This window comes from Akkermansia sp. JRP_AM1 (genome assembly GCF_049262625.1).
In the GTDB taxonomy this organism is placed as follows: domain Bacteria; phylum Verrucomicrobiota; class Verrucomicrobiia; order Verrucomicrobiales; family Akkermansiaceae; genus Akkermansia; species Akkermansia massiliensis.
In genome coordinates this window covers 1606662-1621129 of record NZ_CP118234.1, presented here as the reverse complement: position 1 = coordinate 1621129, position 14468 = coordinate 1606662, and the positions used below count along the sequence as shown (strand labels likewise).

At 60.3% G+C, this 14468-nt stretch carries 12 protein-coding genes, 1 tRNA gene and 1 pseudogene; 6 read left to right on the top strand and 8 right to left on the bottom strand.

The features are described 5' to 3' along the window. Positions 1–14 precede the first annotated feature (14 nt). The 5 genes from tpiA to PVA48_RS07645 all read left to right on the top strand — a co-directional run bounded on the left by tpiA (position 15) and on the right by PVA48_RS07645 (position 5591). Positions 15–779, top strand: coding sequence for a triose-phosphate isomerase (gene tpiA / locus PVA48_RS07665; RefSeq protein ID WP_102729029.1), 765 nt, complete (start codon positions 15–17; stop codon positions 777–779). A gap of 148 nt (positions 780–927) precedes the next feature. Beyond that, the gene (locus tag PVA48_RS07660; RefSeq protein ID WP_102729028.1) at positions 928–1611 is read left to right on the top strand and encodes a type II secretion system protein; all 684 of its coding nucleotides are present in this window, start codon (positions 928–930) and stop codon (positions 1609–1611) included. 128 nt (positions 1612–1739) lie between these two features. Then, complete coding sequence (locus tag PVA48_RS07655; RefSeq protein ID WP_102722842.1) at positions 1740–2351, top strand: hypothetical protein; 612 nt, start codon at positions 1740–1742, stop codon at positions 2349–2351. A gap of 167 nt (positions 2352–2518) precedes the next feature. Beyond that, complete coding sequence (locus tag PVA48_RS07650) at positions 2519–4090, top strand: arylsulfatase (RefSeq protein WP_102736823.1); 1572 nt, start codon at positions 2519–2521, stop codon at positions 4088–4090. 610 nt (positions 4091–4700) lie between these two features. After that, positions 4701–5591: a hypothetical protein gene (locus PVA48_RS07645; RefSeq protein ID WP_022397617.1), complete on the top strand. Its 891-nt coding sequence runs from the start codon at positions 4701–4703 to the stop codon at positions 5589–5591. Between the two features lie 187 nt (positions 5592–5778). On the opposite strand, the gene PVA48_RS07640 is transcribed toward PVA48_RS07645, so the two are convergent. The 5 genes and pseudogenes from PVA48_RS07640 to PVA48_RS07620 form a co-directional block, all read right to left on the bottom strand. Further along, a tRNA-Lys gene (locus PVA48_RS07640) sits at positions 5779–5854 on the bottom strand. Positions 5855–5939: 85 nt separating this feature from the next. Then, positions 5940–6371, bottom strand: coding sequence for an acyl-CoA thioesterase (locus PVA48_RS07635; RefSeq protein ID WP_102722839.1), 432 nt, complete (start codon positions 6369–6371; stop codon positions 5940–5942). 39 nt (positions 6372–6410) lie between these two features. Continuing rightward, on the bottom strand, positions 6411–6533 hold the full coding sequence (locus PVA48_RS07630) for a ComF family protein (protein ID WP_423232478.1): 123 nt from the start codon (positions 6531–6533) through the stop codon (positions 6411–6413). 434 nt (positions 6534–6967) lie between these two features. Beyond that, a pseudogene (locus tag PVA48_RS07625) lies at positions 6968–7159 on the bottom strand (double zinc ribbon domain-containing protein); the annotation flags it as partial. Between the two features lie 30 nt (positions 7160–7189). Then, positions 7190–7492 (bottom strand): hypothetical protein, encoded by a 303-nt coding sequence (locus tag PVA48_RS07620; protein WP_102729026.1) that lies wholly within the window; start codon positions 7490–7492, stop codon positions 7190–7192. A gap of 85 nt (positions 7493–7577) precedes the next feature. On the opposite strand from PVA48_RS07620, the gene mazG reads away from it, so the two are divergent. Beyond that, entirely contained in the window at positions 7578–8387 is an 810-nt protein-coding gene (gene mazG / locus PVA48_RS07615; protein WP_102729025.1) for a nucleoside triphosphate pyrophosphohydrolase, read from the top strand. Positions 8388–8493: 106 nt separating this feature from the next. Here the strand turns inward: mazG and PVA48_RS07610 are convergent, their stop codons facing one another. The 3 genes from PVA48_RS07610 to PVA48_RS07600 are packed head-to-tail and all read right to left on the bottom strand — an operon-like array spanning position 8494 to position 14395. Then, positions 8494–10818 (bottom strand): autotransporter-associated beta strand repeat-containing protein, encoded by a 2325-nt coding sequence (locus PVA48_RS07610; protein ID WP_423232477.1) that lies wholly within the window; start codon positions 10816–10818, stop codon positions 8494–8496. Next, positions 10794–13442 (bottom strand): autotransporter-associated beta strand repeat-containing protein, encoded by a 2649-nt coding sequence (locus PVA48_RS07605; protein WP_423232476.1) that lies wholly within the window; start codon positions 13440–13442, stop codon positions 10794–10796. The genes PVA48_RS07610 and PVA48_RS07605 overlap by 25 nt, the downstream gene beginning before the upstream one ends. Then, complete coding sequence (locus tag PVA48_RS07600; RefSeq protein WP_423232475.1) at positions 13439–14395, bottom strand: hypothetical protein; 957 nt, start codon at positions 14393–14395, stop codon at positions 13439–13441. The genes PVA48_RS07605 and PVA48_RS07600 overlap by 4 nt, the downstream gene beginning before the upstream one ends. Between the last annotated feature and the right edge of the window lie 73 nt (positions 14396–14468).

Genomic DNA, 14468 nt, shown 5'->3' with positions numbered 1-14468 from the left:
AATCTCATTCCACTATGTCCCGCAAACCCATCATTGCCGCCAACTGGAAGATGAACATCGGCCCCGCCGAAGGCGCCCAATTCATCGAAAGCTTCAAAAACCTCGTTAAGGGAAAAGACGTCGCATGCGACGTGGTCGTCATTCCCCCCTTCACCACCATCCCCTCCGTGCTGAACGCCCTGAACGGCTGCTCCTGCACTGCCGTAGGCGCCCAGAACGTCTCCCAGTATGACAACGGAGCCTACACCGGGGAAATCTCCACCAGCATGCTGAATGAACTGGGTCTCAAGTACGTCGTGCTCGGCCACAGCGAACGCCGCCAGTACTTCGGAGAAACGGACGCCATCATCAACGCCAAGATCAAGAAGGCCATCGCCGCCGGCATCACCCCGATTTTCTGCATCGGTGAAACGAAGGATGAACGCCTGGGCGGCATTCTGGAACCCGTGCTGGAAATCCAGCTCAAGGGCGGTCTCAAGGACATCACCCCGGAACAAGTGGCCAGCCTGGTCATCGCCTATGAACCCGTCTGGGCCATCGGCACCGGCCTGACCGCCACCTCCAAGGAAGCGCAGGAAGCCCACGCCTTCATCCGCAAGGTCATTTCCGACGTCTTCGGCGCGGACACCGCCGCCAGGGTGCGCATCCAGTACGGCGGTTCCGTAAAGCCGGAAAACGTGGTGGAGCTCATGGCCCAGCCGGACATTGACGGCGCCCTGGTGGGCGGCGCTTCCCTGAAGCCGGAATCCTTCGCCGCGCTGGTCACTTCCGCCAAGTAAGCGCAATCCAGCCATTTCCTTTCCTGCGGGCCGGTCCTTCACGGGACCGGCCCTTTTCGTTTCCGGAGCTCCGTCCGGCGCTTTTCCGCCCCAGGGCGCAGTTTCTGCCTTTTCAAGCGGCGGCAATCGTGCATAATGGCGGGAAATCATGAAAGCCCGCTTACTCCCCTCACGCAGCAAAGGTTTCACGCTTATTGAAGTTCTCGTGGTCATCGCCATCATCGCCCTGCTGGCTGGCGTATCCTACAGTATTTATTCCCATGCTACGGAGACTGCGGCCAGAACGCGCTGCACGGACAACCTGCGCCGCATCAGCGACTGGGGCAAGGAATTCGCAGGCCAGAACGGCGGGAAGCTGCCCTCCAGCGGCATGAAGGACAGCCTTCTGACCGCCAGGGAGTGCCGGAACTGGTGGGACGCCCTGGCCCCCATCGTGAACGCAGAACAGCCCGACCTGATTGCCCGGAACGACAAGGAGCCGAACATGCTTCCGGACACCTTCCGCTGCAAGAATGACAACCGGCCGGAAATCCTCGCGGCGGAAGATTCCATCCTTCCCGCCAGCCCGGACACCATTTCCTACACTAGCTGGCTGGACAACCGGAAGGGACGCCCCATGAACGTGGCGCGCGGGCAGGCCCTGCGCGGCAAGCCCTGGATCAGCGACGGCATTCCGCTTGACGGGCGCAGCGTCATCACGGAACAGGACTTTGAGGAAATCGTGGTCCCGGCCCTGGAACGCCATCAGGGAGGCATCATGGTGCTTTACGCGGACGGGAAAATCACCCCTGTGGAGGATCCCACGTTTGAAAAAGTCACCCAAGGCTCCTGAGCCTGCGTTCCTCCGCCGGCTGCGGGGGAATTCCAGCGGCCTGACGCCAGGAATCCGATGGAATTTTCTTCTCTCTCCCGCTGATTCGCCTTTACGAAGCCGGGATAATCATTAAGGTTAGCGTTCAGATGAACCAGCACGCTCCCTTCCTGCATCCGTATGATGGAATGATACCGCTGCCCGTGGCGGGATATGTCCTGGGCGCCGTTCTGCTGCTGGTTCACCTTTACGCACTGGTAAAAAGGCAGCAGGTGCAGGCCTTTCTGCTGGCTTCCCCGCGCAACCACCTGCTGGCCCAGGTTCTGCTGGCCATCGGCCTGTTCTGGTTCTTCCTGCTGGTGGCTCCGGAAGGGCTGGGCGTGCTGAGTTATTTCCGGGTAGGGCTGGCGGAGTTTGAAGGCATCCGCTGGCTGCTCCAGCTTGCGTGTCCCGTTTTCCTGGTGCTGATGGTCACCCAGGTGAAAAACCTGCTCTTTCCGCGGGCGCTCGGCATCTTCGGCCTGATGGTGGCGGCCCCTCTTCTCAGCGCGGCCTTCCTCCAGGATCCGGTCACCAGGCTGCTCATCCCCATCTGGTGCTACATTGTCATTTTCCTTTCCCTCCTCTGGATAGGCAAGCCCTACCTGTACCGTGACATGGTGAACAAGATATGCTCCAAACCGGCCTGGTGGACGCCCCTCTGCCTGGGCGGCATGGCCTACGGAGCCGCCATTCTGCTCTGCGCCGTCCTGTGGTGGTAGCAGACGCATTTTTCCGGCGCACCATATCCGCCCACCCGGCTTTTTCCGGAGGAATTCCCGGTCGCGCAAGCTGTCCGGGCCAACAGGGAAGACAGCTTTCCTTTTCCAGCCTCCGGGCAGGATCCGTCCGCGGGCCTGCCTGCTTTATCATACACCCCGTTCCTCCCATGCGTTTCATTCCAAGTTTCCCCCTCCTGGCCTGCATGGCCCTCTGGCTGCTCTCCCCTGTTCCCTCCCCGGCGGACAAGCCCAACATCGTCCTCATCCTGGCTGACGACATGGGATGGTCCGACCTGGGCTGCTACGGCTCGGAAATCCCCACCCCCCATCTGGACTCCCTCGCCGCACAGGGCATGCTGGCTACACGGTGCTACACGGCTTCCCGCTGCTCCCCCTCCCGCGCCTCCATCATGACCGGTTGCGAGCCCCACAAGGTGGATGTAGGGCTGCTGGACGACGACAGCGGACGCCCCGGCTACCGCGGGCGGCTGAATCCGGATATCCCCACCCTCCCTGAACTCCTGAAAAAAGCGGGATACCGTACCTACCTTTCCGGAAAATGGCATCTGGGGAAAGTCCGCGGAACCTACCCCTGGGACCGCGGCTTCGACCGTTCCCGCGGCCTGCTGGGAGGCGCGGCGGATTACTACAAGCCCATGCCGGACCGCCCCTTCGGAGAAGACGGAAAATTGCTCCGGCCGGAGGACCTGCCGGAGGATTTCTACATGACGGAAGACATCACCCAAACGGCCCTGGCCTACATTGACGACGCCGCCAAAAGCAAAAAACCCTTCTTCCTCTACGTGGCTTACACGGCCCCGCACACCCCCCTTCAGGCCCCCCGGGAGGAAATAGAAAAAATGCTGCCGTCCTACCGCGGAAAATCTCCGCATGCCATCGCCTCCAAGAGGCTGGAAAAACAAAAACAGCTCGGAATCGTCCCTCCCTCCGCCAAGCTGGGCATGGCCGGAAAATTCAATCCTTCCGGCTATGAAAAGGCCACAGCAGAGCGTAAGGACTACCTTTCCAGGTGCATGGCCACCTACGCCGCCCAAATCTCCATCATGGACCGCGGCATAGGCCGCATCCTTGCGTCCCTGGACCGCCACCGCCTCAGCGGCAACACGATCGTCATGTTCCTGTCAGACAACGGCGCAACGGCGGAAATGCCCCAGAACAACAGGAACAAGAAAACCGTTCTTCCCATCGGTCCGCTGGGGGAAGCCGGCTGCCGGGACGGGTACGGCCCCATGTGGGCGGCCGTGTCCAACACCCCCTACCGCCAGTATAAGATTGAGACCTTTGACGGCGGCTTGTCCGCGCCTTTCATCATCCGCTACCCTTCCAGAATCCGTCCCGGCGCGCGCTATCACTCCCCCTTCCTGCTTCAGGATCTCGCCCCCACCTGCCTGGCGTGGGCGCAGCTTCCGGTTCCCGTCCACATGGACGGCAAACCGCTCAACGCCTACTGGGCCAATCCCGGAAAGCTTCCTCCGTCCAGGGTATGGGACTACATTCCCGGCACCTGCCCTTCCCGCACCATTTTCTGGGAGCACCAGAGGAACCGCGCGGCCCTGACCAGCCAATTCAAACTGGTGGCTCCCAACCGCGGCCCCTGGCAGGTATACGACATCAGGGACAGGACGGAACAAAAAAACCTCGCTTCCAGGCACCAGCCGCTTATTGAACAACTGTCCGCACAGTACAGGAAGTGGGCAGAAGAAAACCATGCCGAATAATGCGGCACGGCGGGTAGCCTGGCAGGCGCGCACGGAACATTACCCAGGGGCAAGCCCTGACGTTCCGGCACCGCAGCCACCGGAGCCGTAACCCGCATCATTTCCGGGAAAAAGCCGGAAGAATATTTGTTCCCCCCTTGATATCCGGGGGCCCATTCACCATTCCTTTTCCCCATCCGGATATTGACGGACAATTCCGCAAGGAGTCCGGCCCTCCGGACGGAGCTTGCTCCGGCTCTCCATGCTTTTACCCTGTAAACAAAGATATTCCATGAATCAAAATAAAACACATCAAAACACTGCGATTTAACAAATCGTTTCCCAAATGGAAAACTCTTATTTTTTCCTAACAATTATTGGAACAAAGGAAGCCTTATCATTCAAAGAAATATCGTATTAGAATGCTTCTAAATTAACAAAAAACTCATTGATTATAAATAAACTTAATTTAAGATGGCATAAGAAAAAACCTCTCCGCTTCCTGCTTTCATTCCGCACCATTTCAACCTTCAATATGGAATATTTTTGATAATCAACAAATAACACACCTTTAACAAGACTTGTACAGCATCACCTTCTTTTCAACCAACCTTTCTCCCGCATCTTTCTTATGTTCAAAGAGCCCTCCTTCCTCAAAAAAGCAAACCTGTTCCAGCCCATCCTGGTCGTTGTGATCTCCATCATCGGAGGGACGCCCATGGAAGGCGCCAACACGGGAAAAATCGTCCTGCTGGTTATCCTGGGCGCCGCTTTCATCGTGTGGCACGTGGAATGCCAGAGGCTGATCAACAGGAACCGGGAGATGAAGAAACAGGCCTGCACCCTGAAAAACCGCAGTGCGGCTCTTTACAAAAAAACCTACGCCGCCCTCAGCGGGGAATATGAAAACTTCGCCAACAAGCTGAATGGAGAAGACCGCCGGGAGAAAAAAGCGGACGGCTCCCGCGCAACGACGGAAAGCTTCAACTCCGCCTGCCTGTTCCTGTGTTCCACCATCGCCGCAGCCCTGGCCGAATATAAAAGCTCCCTCATCTTTGAAGTGCTTTACATCCAGGCGGAGCGGCAGCAGGGCCAGACCTTCCTGCGCGTCACAGGCTACGCGCAGGGAGAACACAATAACGACATCCCGTCCCTGCTGGCCCAGCCTCCGCGGCCCGTGACGGGAACTCCCTCCATGCTGGATGAACAATTGTTCGCTGAACGCCATCTCAGCCCCGTAGTCCTCTCCGGCCCGGCGGAAGTGCGGCGCAGCTTCTTCCGGAAGCGCAACCAGCCCCCGGAGGAAAAATACATGCAATACCTCGCCATCCCCGTCCTGAGCAGGAGGAATGAAATCATCGGCCTCATTGAAGTCTCCGTTAAAAAAAATCCGTTCATCTTCCCGGTGGTCATGCTGGAAACCCACGAACTGGCCGACATCCGATCATGGCTGTACCATTTGAAAGACCATTTCCTGCTGTTCCATGAAATAGAACGCGCCGTCCGGCATGATTTGCCCTGATGGACATCCCCGCCCGGTTCCGTCTTTCCGTTCCGCCGGCGGCCTCACGGACCGGGCAGCACGGCAATACCCATTCCCATGCTCATTGGATGGTGGAACACCACGTTCCCGCCCGTTTTCCGGCTACCTCAAAAAAGAAACTCCGCCCGGAAATACTTCCTGCGGAGTTTCAACGTATGAAAGGGAATGGTACTTGGACCGGGACTCGAACCCGGGACCAATAGATTAAAAGTCTACTGCTCTACCAACTGAGCTACCCAAGCACTTACCCTTGCTGGAAGGGCGGAGGCAGTAAACACCACGCCCCCTTTCATGGCAAGCGCAAAATGGAAGACGGACAAAAAAAGATCAGGATTCCATGTATTCCTGCCACCGCGCACGCCATTCAGCTGGAATGCGCGCGGGGCGCCCCTGGGGCATCCGGACCAGGGCCAGCTGTTGATGGGCCCTCACCAGAAGATCGTTGTTGGAGGCGCGGCGCATTTCAAAATCGCACCAGAACCGGGCCCGTTCCACGGATTGCAGCCATCCCGTCGTCAGAATGGTGTCCCCCAGCACGGCGGGGCGTACGTAGTCGATTTCATGGCGGACCACCACGGCGAACTGCTGCAAATCGCTCATGGTTTTGTAATCCATGCCCAATTTGGCTCCCAGCTTGGTGCGGCAGGCTTCAATCATGCGCAGGTAGGCCAGGTTATGAACCACTCCGCCGCAGTCCGTATCATAAAACATGACTTCGTCTTCCGTATGAAACATCAGCTCCGGATTCATGACTGCCATTGTAGGAAGGAAACGGTGAAGCTGAAAGGAAATTCCGGTTCAGCCATGCCATGCATGGTGCGTCCGCGCCAGCGTCAGCACGCAAACGGAAGCCGCCCCGGCCCGGAGCAGCAGATGCGCGCAGGCGTCCGCCGTGGCCCCGGTCGTAAAAACGTCATCCACCAGCAGCACGTCCCTTCCCGCGACGGGATGACGTTTGATTCTTTTTCATCCGCGGCATAAATCCTGCGGGCGTGCCTGAGCCGCTGCTTCCGCGCCAGGCTGGCCTGGGGCAGCCGGTCAGGCAGGCGTTTCAGCACCCCGGCACAGGGCCAGCCCAGTTCTCTCCCCAGCAGCGCCGCCAGTTCCTGCGCCTGGTTGTACCCCCTCCGCACCAGCTTGCGGCGGTGCATGGGCACGGGAACGAGCAGGCGCTTTTTTCCTCCGAACCAGTGGGGATTTCCGCGCACGGCCTCCGCCATCATCCGCGCGAAGGTTCCGGCCAGATGAACGGCCCCCGCATATTTGAAGGCCAGCAGAAGCTTCCTCAATGCCCCTTCGTTCACGTATGCGGCGCGGGCTTCCTCAAAGGACGGAGCCGTTTCCGCACAGCGGGCGCATAACCCGGACGGGATGAAGGAACCTTCCGCAGGTTCTCCGCAGACGGCGCAGCAGGGTGGTTCAATGGGCACGAAACGCTCCCGGCATTCCGGACAAACATGACAGCCGTCCAGTCCGCCCCGTCCGCACAACTCGCAGACGAAAGGGTACACCCAGGAGAGCCATTCCCTGAAAACCGCTCCCAGCATCCCCGGCACGGCAGAAGTTGAAGGGCGTTCCTACCGCCCGTCCTCCCCATCGGGAGAACCGGTTTCCTCCTCTTCCGGCATGTCTTCCAGAAGCTTGTCTATGGCTTCAATAAAACGCCACGGGCAGCGTTTGCGCTGGTACTTGCGCCAGAGCACGTCGCGCAGGGTCACCCAGTGCGCCCGCGTGAATTCCACGTGTTCCCACTCCACATCGTCACGTTCCGCACGGCCCACCTTGGGGGCGCATTCCAGCTTCCATTTGCTGGCGTGGTGGCATGCCCTGTATACCAGGGTACCTTCTTCCGTGCGTTCTTTCCACGTGTGAACTTCCATGGGGGCGAGTGTAGGGAAGAACCGTTCCGGGTAAAGAGGAATTTTTGCTAGTCATCCGCCCTTGCGCGATTAGTATGGCTCCGTCATGAACGACACTGAAATGATCGAATGCCGCGAGCCTGCCCTTCAAATGCAGCGCCTCATCGCCATCATGAAACGCCTGCGCGCTCCCCAGGGCTGTCCCTGGGATGCGGAACAGACCCACCACTCCCTGATTTCCAACATGATTGAGGAAGCCTACGAGGTGGTGGACACCATCCAGAGGGATGACTGGGAGCAGATGCGGGAGGAGCTGGGCGACGTTCTGCTTCAAGTGGTTTTTCATGCGGAGATTGCCCAGGAAGCCGGACGTTTCAATTTCAACGATGTGGCCGCGGAAGTGAGTGAAAAGCTCGTCCGCCGCCATCCCCACGTGTTTGCCCAGTCCACGGCGGACACGACGGATGCCGTGCTGACCCAGTGGGACAAGATCAAACGCCAGGAAAAAGGCGCGGAGACCACCCCGTACCTTCATGGAACGGGCAAGGGACTGCCTCCCATGCTCCGCGCCTGGAAGCTCCAGAAAAAAGCCGCCAAAGCGGGGTTTGACTGGCCGGACGCCCAGGGCGCCCTGGATAAAGTGAAGGAGGAAACCGCGGAGTGTGAGGAAATCCTTCCCGTGCCGGAGGAAGATCCGCACGTCACGGAGGAACTGGGGGACCTCCTGTTTTCCGTAGTCAACCTGTGCCGGAAGAAGGGAATAGACCCGGAAACGGCCATGGCCGGGGCGAACAGGAAGTTTGAACGGCGTTTCAATGAAATGGAACGCCTGCTTGCCAAAGACGGCCTTTCCCTGGAAGAAGCCTCCCTGGACGCCATGGAGGAACGCTGGCAGCAGGCGAAGTCCGCCCAATAAAGTATTTCCATTTCCCGGACCGGGCCTTGTTCCGGTTCTCCGCTTTGCCTTTTCCGGCGCCGTCTGCATGATTCATGCGCGCGGCGCCGGAATGTTTTTCAGGAGTTCAGCTCCTGCGGCGGCGCAGCAGCAGCGCGCCCAGGCCCAGCAAGGCCACGGAGGCCGTGCCGGGTTCGGGAACCGTGCGCACCAGCGTCACCACGCCGTCGCGCATCCAGGAGTCCCCGTTTGCCAGGATGAAGCCGGCGTTTTTCAGGGCGGCGTCATAAAGGACGGAGGCCAGGGAGTAATCCCCGCTGAAGGCATTGGTGAGGGAGCCGTCATACAGCACAAAGTTGATGGTGCTCACACGGGCTTCCACCAGTTTTTCAATCAGGCTGCCGGAGCACTCCGTCAGCAGCAGGTTCACGCCGCCGGAGAAGTCCACGGAGGCCTGCCCGGCCCCGGTAATCAGCGCATTGGTCGTCCACGCATCGGGAGCTGTCATGGAAAAGTTGCCGTCCGCATAGCTGATGTTCAGGTTCGGCACGGCATCCGTTGTGGAAACGCCAGTGACGGCCAGGGAGGAAAACGCGCCCAGCCTGATGCCGGAATCCGCCGCATGAATGAGCATGTCCGTCACGCGGGCCTCCTGCCCTGCGGCCACCTCCAGCACGGAGCCGGAGAATTCCGTATGGGCCAGCGCCGCTCCCGTCCTGACGTTCACGTTGACGCCGTTGAACAGGGCGCGGGCCGCGGAGCCTGCTCCCTGCACGATTCCCGCTCCGGCGGAAGAACCTAGAAAAGCCCTCTCCACCGTGGAGGAGGCGGCCCCGGTGCGGGCCGTCACCGCCACGGAAATATCGGAGAGGGAGGAAGAATTCAGCGTATTGACGGAGGCTCCCGCTCCCGCCAGCTTCACGGAAGCGGCGTAGGAAACCGTTCCGGCCTTCACGTCCAGGCGGGAAGCCGCTCCCTGGAGTTCGACTCCGGCTTTCGTATTGAGCGCGCCCGCATGCGCCAGCTCCAGCGCGGCATGGTCCGTTACCTGGTAGACCCCGTCCCAGGTGTTGGCCGCGCCCAGCACCACGCGGCCGTTTTTGCCCGCATTGCCGTTCTTGACGATGATGGTTCCGGAGGCGCCGCCGGGCTTGACGGTTCCGTTGAGCGTCATGACATGGCTGTTTCCGGAGGCCGTCATGGAGTCCGGATCGTAACCCGTCGTATCCAGCACAAAGGCCTTCCCTCCGGCGTTCACCACCATTTCATTCTCATTGCTCCAGTCCGCGTCCAGCATGCCCAGCACGCCTCCGCCGTTCAGAAGAATCGTATTGCCGGTTTTCTGAACTCCGTCTTCCGTGTAGGGAGTCCCGGTCAGGGAACCAAAGCCGGAGCCCAGGCGCAGAACGCCGCCGTCGTTGACCTGCACGTCATAATCGTACAGCCCCTGCCATTCGTCATGGCCCACCACCAGGTTGCCATCCTGCGCCACGCTCAATTCCCCGGCCAGCAGAAGAGTGTTTACCACCTTGAGGGAACCCGCGTCAATTTGCAGGGAAGCCAGGCGCGCATTCCCCACCGTCTGGGAAAAGATGCCCGTCTTCACCAGGCTGATGTAGCCGGAATCATGGCGCAGGCCCGTATCATACATGTCGATGTACTGCCCAAAGCCCACATTGCCGCAATAAATCCGGTCCTGCGTCCCCACCGCCAGGAAAAGGGTGGTGGAGGAATCGCGCCCCGCGCTGGCTTCCGTGGTCACGAAGGAAGCCTCATCCTGCCCCATGATGCCGGCCAAGGTGATGTGATGGACGTCCTCCACGGAATCAAGATGCAGTATCGTGCTCTGCACACCATTCAGGCTTAAATCAAAACCGGCTTCTTCCCACGTGTTCCGGTCCAGACAGGCCTGCACCGTTCCCTGGCCGTCCTGCGTCCCGCTCATGCTGATCTTTCCATGGAATTTGGAGCCGTCATCCAGCTGGAAAACGGTCTGGCCGCTGCCGTTGGCATGCTGCAGGACAAGGTTGGCGGTGGAATCCCCCCGGACCGTGGAAATGACGCCACCGATCACCCTGTCCGTATGGGACACCGTCACCACGGAATCCTCCGCCACCGTCAGCAGGTTATTCAGCAGAGCCACCTTCTGGATAAAGCCCCCGCTCTGGTAGTCCAGCGCCAGGGAGGTGCCGTCAAACATCCGGATTTCCCCGGTCCCCAGGGCTCCGGCATCCCTCATGACTACCCTGCCGCCGTTGATTTCCGTTCCGCCGGAATACGTGTTGGCCGTCTCCATCACCAGGGTTCCGGCTCCGTCCTTGGTCAGAATGGTTTTCCAGTTGCTGGTTTCATAGTCATCCGGAAGCTCCCCGTCCGCAATCAGGCCCCCGTCCGCATGGGCGCGGAAGATGTAGTTGACGTCATCCTTCACGCGGATGGAGGCGGGGCGCACTTCCCCCTGATGAGCACCACGTTGTAATCCTTTCCTTCCTCCCTTTCCACCATTCCTGTTTTCCCGGCTCCTTCCGCGCCGAAGGCCACATGGTAGGTATCCCGGTAAAAGCCGTTAAGGCCCAGATTTTTGTCCAGGCCCTCCAGCCAGTGGTTGCGGTCGGTCCCCTCCCCTTCGGGCAATTCATTGGCAAACCAGACGTTGTCCGTGGCGGCCACGTATTCCCCCTCGCTCCGGTTTTCTCCGTTGTACCAGGTGCGGATGGGCGTATTGGTCACCGTCATGACCAGGTTCATGTTGTCCCCGGAAACCTTGATGATGCCGAACCACCCGTTCCCGATGGAAATCGTGCGGGTTTGAAAGCCGCCCAGCGCCCCGTCCACGTAAATGCCGCTTTCCGTCGTCGCCAGGTAGTATTTTTTGTCAACCGTGTCCGCTTCTCCAAAATCGTATCCCCCGAAACGCACCAGAATATCGCCGTTCAGGTTCAACCTGCCGGAATCAGCGATGTCCTCCAGCCCCTTGACGGCCAGCAGGGGATGCTCCTGCAGCTCGGAGGGCAGGATGGAGCAGTCAAAATACAGGAAGGAGGAATCAGATACCGTCACGGAACCGTTCACCACCGCCGTTTCAGGAACCGCAACGGCCCCTGCCCCCGTACCGGCGTTTACGGTCCTGTCCGTCACGATGTGGAGCGCATAACCGGGATTGATGGTCATGCCTCCCCCCGCGGCGCCCCACTCCTGCGCCGTGCCGTCGGAGGCGATGCCCCGCGTCACTCCCAGATTCAAGTTGGTTCCTCCGTACAGGACGGCGCTCGTTTTCACGTTGAGGCTGTTGAAGCCCAGCGTCCCCTCCTGGAGCACCAGGCGGTTGACCGCGGCCGTATGGATGTACTGTGCTCCCGCGCCCGTCTTGGTCAGGGAAAGGGTTTCCCTGCTTGCGGCCGTCACCTTGCCGGAGGTAGCGGAACCATACGTGGATGCCGTCCCGAAGACACCGGCAAAATACAGCTTTTCCGTACCGTTCACGTCCAGCGTCAGCGTACTGTTGGAGTTGGTCAGCACGCGCAGCGTATCCACTTCGCTCCCCACGGTGCAAGTCTTGCCGTAATACTCGCTGTCCTGCGTTTTCCCGATCAAATCCCCTTGCAGCCCCGCCAGAACGGCATCCTTCTGCACCAGCAGGATGTGGTAAAGGTCCATGCGTTCCTTTCCTTCAAAAACGGTGCCGTTGTCCGCCGCGTTCACGGTATGGGCGCGCGTCAGGTCCACCTTGGCGTTCCGCAGCGCATCGTCTTCCACGATGAGCTGTACGGCGCCGGGCTTCCGGATGGCCAGGATGTCGTTGTTGGCATCCGCATTGGCGGGGGAGTCCGCCTCGGAATACAGAATGTAGTTGTCCAGCTTGACCGTGCCGGTGAAATTGGACTTTTCCCCCGGGGCCAGGCTTTCATCGCAGATGTGGAACATGCTTACCCACTTGTCCTGGCCGCCCGCCGTCGTGGAGGTATAGCCCATCAGCGTCAGTTCCCCATAGCCGTCCAGCCTGCCGGTCAGGGACAGCGTGCGCCAGTGGCGGGAAGTCAGGTAATCCCACTGGTAGCCGGAGGAACCTGCGCCGGGCAGGTCTTCCTTCTCCGCCAGGGAAAGGGGGGAGTAGCCGATGACCACCTTCGCCGTGTCCTTGGAGGACGTCCCGATCCGGATGTTGTTGGCAATGGAGGGGTTGCGGTAAGAGGAATCCAGCTCCGTGGCAAAGGGGTAGTTGACATACAGTTCCGTTCCGTCCGCCATGCGGATGTCCCCGGCGCCCAGGGCTCCTTCACGGGCGGCCAGAATACTGCCCTCCCGGATTTCCGTTCCGCCGGAAAAAGTATTGCCGGTAGCCAGGGTAAGCATGCCTGCGCCCTCCTTGACCAGCTCGCCCGCGTGGTCCGGTCCGGCGTCCGCAATGCTGCCTGCGCCGCCGTCCGCGGCGTGGAAGACATAGCCCATGCCGCCGTTCGCCTCCTTGTCCACGGAGACCGTCAGGCTGGAGACGCGCACCGTTCCGTCAAGGATGACGTCAAAGCCGTCCACGGCGTGGCCGGATAAATCCTGCATGCCGAAGAAGACTTCACGCTCCCCGTTGCGGAACGTCAGGCCGCCTTCCCACGGGCTGGAGCCCGCCGCCCCGTCGGACCACACGCTGCCGTCCGGAACCTTGGACCCGTTCCCCTGCCAGACGTAGTAATTGAACTTGTCCGCGTCAAAATAGGTGCCTTCCAGGGAAGTGGAATCCAGCCCGGTTACGAGCATCTGCCATTGGCCTCCCCCCTGCACATTCAGGGTCAGTCCGCTGTAAACGTCCAGCTCCCGGTAAATCCAGCTGCCGTCGGCATCCCTGCCCGTGGCGTACCTGACCTTTTCCCGCTGCACGGCATCCGCAAAGGAGAGGGTGTTCCCCTCCGTCACGGAAACCAGTTTGCGGGAGTCTCCGGACTGAATGCCGGATGCGGGCATGATTACCGTCAGCAGGCTGCCCTCCGCAAATTGCACGGAAGAATCCAGTTGAAACGTTCCGTCCACATCCAGAACCAGCCCCTTGTTGAAGACAAGCGTTCCGGCGGACCGCCAGTTCATTCCCCCAGCCGGGAAGCCGCTTCATGGTAATCCAGCGCGAGGGCGGCCCCTGCCGCAATGTCCAGCAAGCCGCCGGAGGAAGTGGAAAAGGAATTCCCTACGGTCAGGGCCCCATCCGCCCCCAGGCGGAAAACGCCGCCCTGAATGTCCAGACTGCCCAGCCGGCCAGAATAAACGGTTTGCTCCCCGCTTCCCTTCTTGACCAGATTGATGACTCCGGTGCCGTCCGCCTCCACAAGCTGGGTATTCTTGTAGCTCTCATTCTTCTCTGTCCCCACGTAGTAGCCGCCGTCCGCGCCCGCGGCGCCGATCATTCCCTTGAATTCATGGTTCTCCGCACCGTCAATGGTCAGGGTAGCGGCAGTCCCATTGCCCACCGTCACGCGGGAGGAGGAACCGGCCGTGGCCCCTTCCAGGCCTGAGACGGTCAAATCCCCCTCCAGCTTCAGAATCACCATGGAGGGGGTCCCTGCACTGCCCGTCAGCCAGCCTCCCAGCCCGGCGGGGTCCTTGCCGCCCTGGCGGATCACGGACAGGTCCATGACCGTGGCGTTCATATTCCCCGCCGCCTGAAGCTGGACGGGCGTATTATACCCTTCTGAGGAGAGGCTGGAACGCGGCGCCGCCGCCTGGACCACGCCGCTGAAACCGCTCATGTCCACGCCCGTCAGGTCAAAAATGCTTACCCGGCTGCGGCTGGTGTTCTCAAACACCAGCGTCCCCGTACCGGAAACGGTACCCTCTAAAAAAGCCGTGCGCGCCGTAGAGCTCGTGAAGCCCAGATACACCTTGGAGCCGGGGCCGCCGTCCATCCGGATATTCAGGCCGTAATGCTTTTCCTTGTTGCCGCCGTCGCTGACATTGACGCTGTCCAGGAAAATATCTCCGGAACCTTCCATCCGCACCGTTCCGTCAAATCCTTCCTCCAGGGCAACGCTTCCACCTCCGGTCACGGTGATGTCCTGCCCCGCGCGCGGGACCGCGGCAAGGCTGCCGGGGCCGGAAACCGCAACGGCATTCTCTGCA

What these genes read in the sequence shown, in the direction of transcription:
- mazG (WP_102729025.1), top strand. Translation starts at nt 7,578, where the DNA reads ATGAACGACACTGAAATGATCGAATGCCGCGAGCCTGCCCTTCAAATG.
- PVA48_RS07660 (WP_102729028.1), top strand. Translation starts at nt 928, where the DNA reads ATGAAAGCCCGCTTACTCCCCTCACGCAGCAAAGGTTTCACGCTTATT.
- PVA48_RS07655 (WP_102722842.1), top strand. Translation starts at nt 1,740, where the DNA reads ATGAACCAGCACGCTCCCTTCCTGCATCCGTATGATGGAATGATACCG.
- PVA48_RS07635 (WP_102722839.1), bottom strand. Translation starts at nt 6,371, where the DNA reads ATGGCAGTCATGAATCCGGAGCTGATGTTTCATACGGAAGACGAAGTC.
- PVA48_RS07645 (WP_022397617.1), top strand. Translation starts at nt 4,701, where the DNA reads ATGTTCAAAGAGCCCTCCTTCCTCAAAAAAGCAAACCTGTTCCAGCCC.
- PVA48_RS07605 (WP_423232476.1), bottom strand. Translation starts at nt 13,442, where the DNA reads ATGAACTGGCGGTCCGCCGGAACGCTTGTCTTCAACAAGGGGCTGGTT.
- PVA48_RS07650 (WP_102736823.1), top strand. Translation starts at nt 2,519, where the DNA reads ATGCGTTTCATTCCAAGTTTCCCCCTCCTGGCCTGCATGGCCCTCTGG.
- tpiA (WP_102729029.1), top strand. Translation starts at nt 15, where the DNA reads ATGTCCCGCAAACCCATCATTGCCGCCAACTGGAAGATGAACATCGGC.
- PVA48_RS07620 (WP_102729026.1), bottom strand. Translation starts at nt 7,492, where the DNA reads ATGGAAGTTCACACGTGGAAAGAACGCACGGAAGAAGGTACCCTGGTA.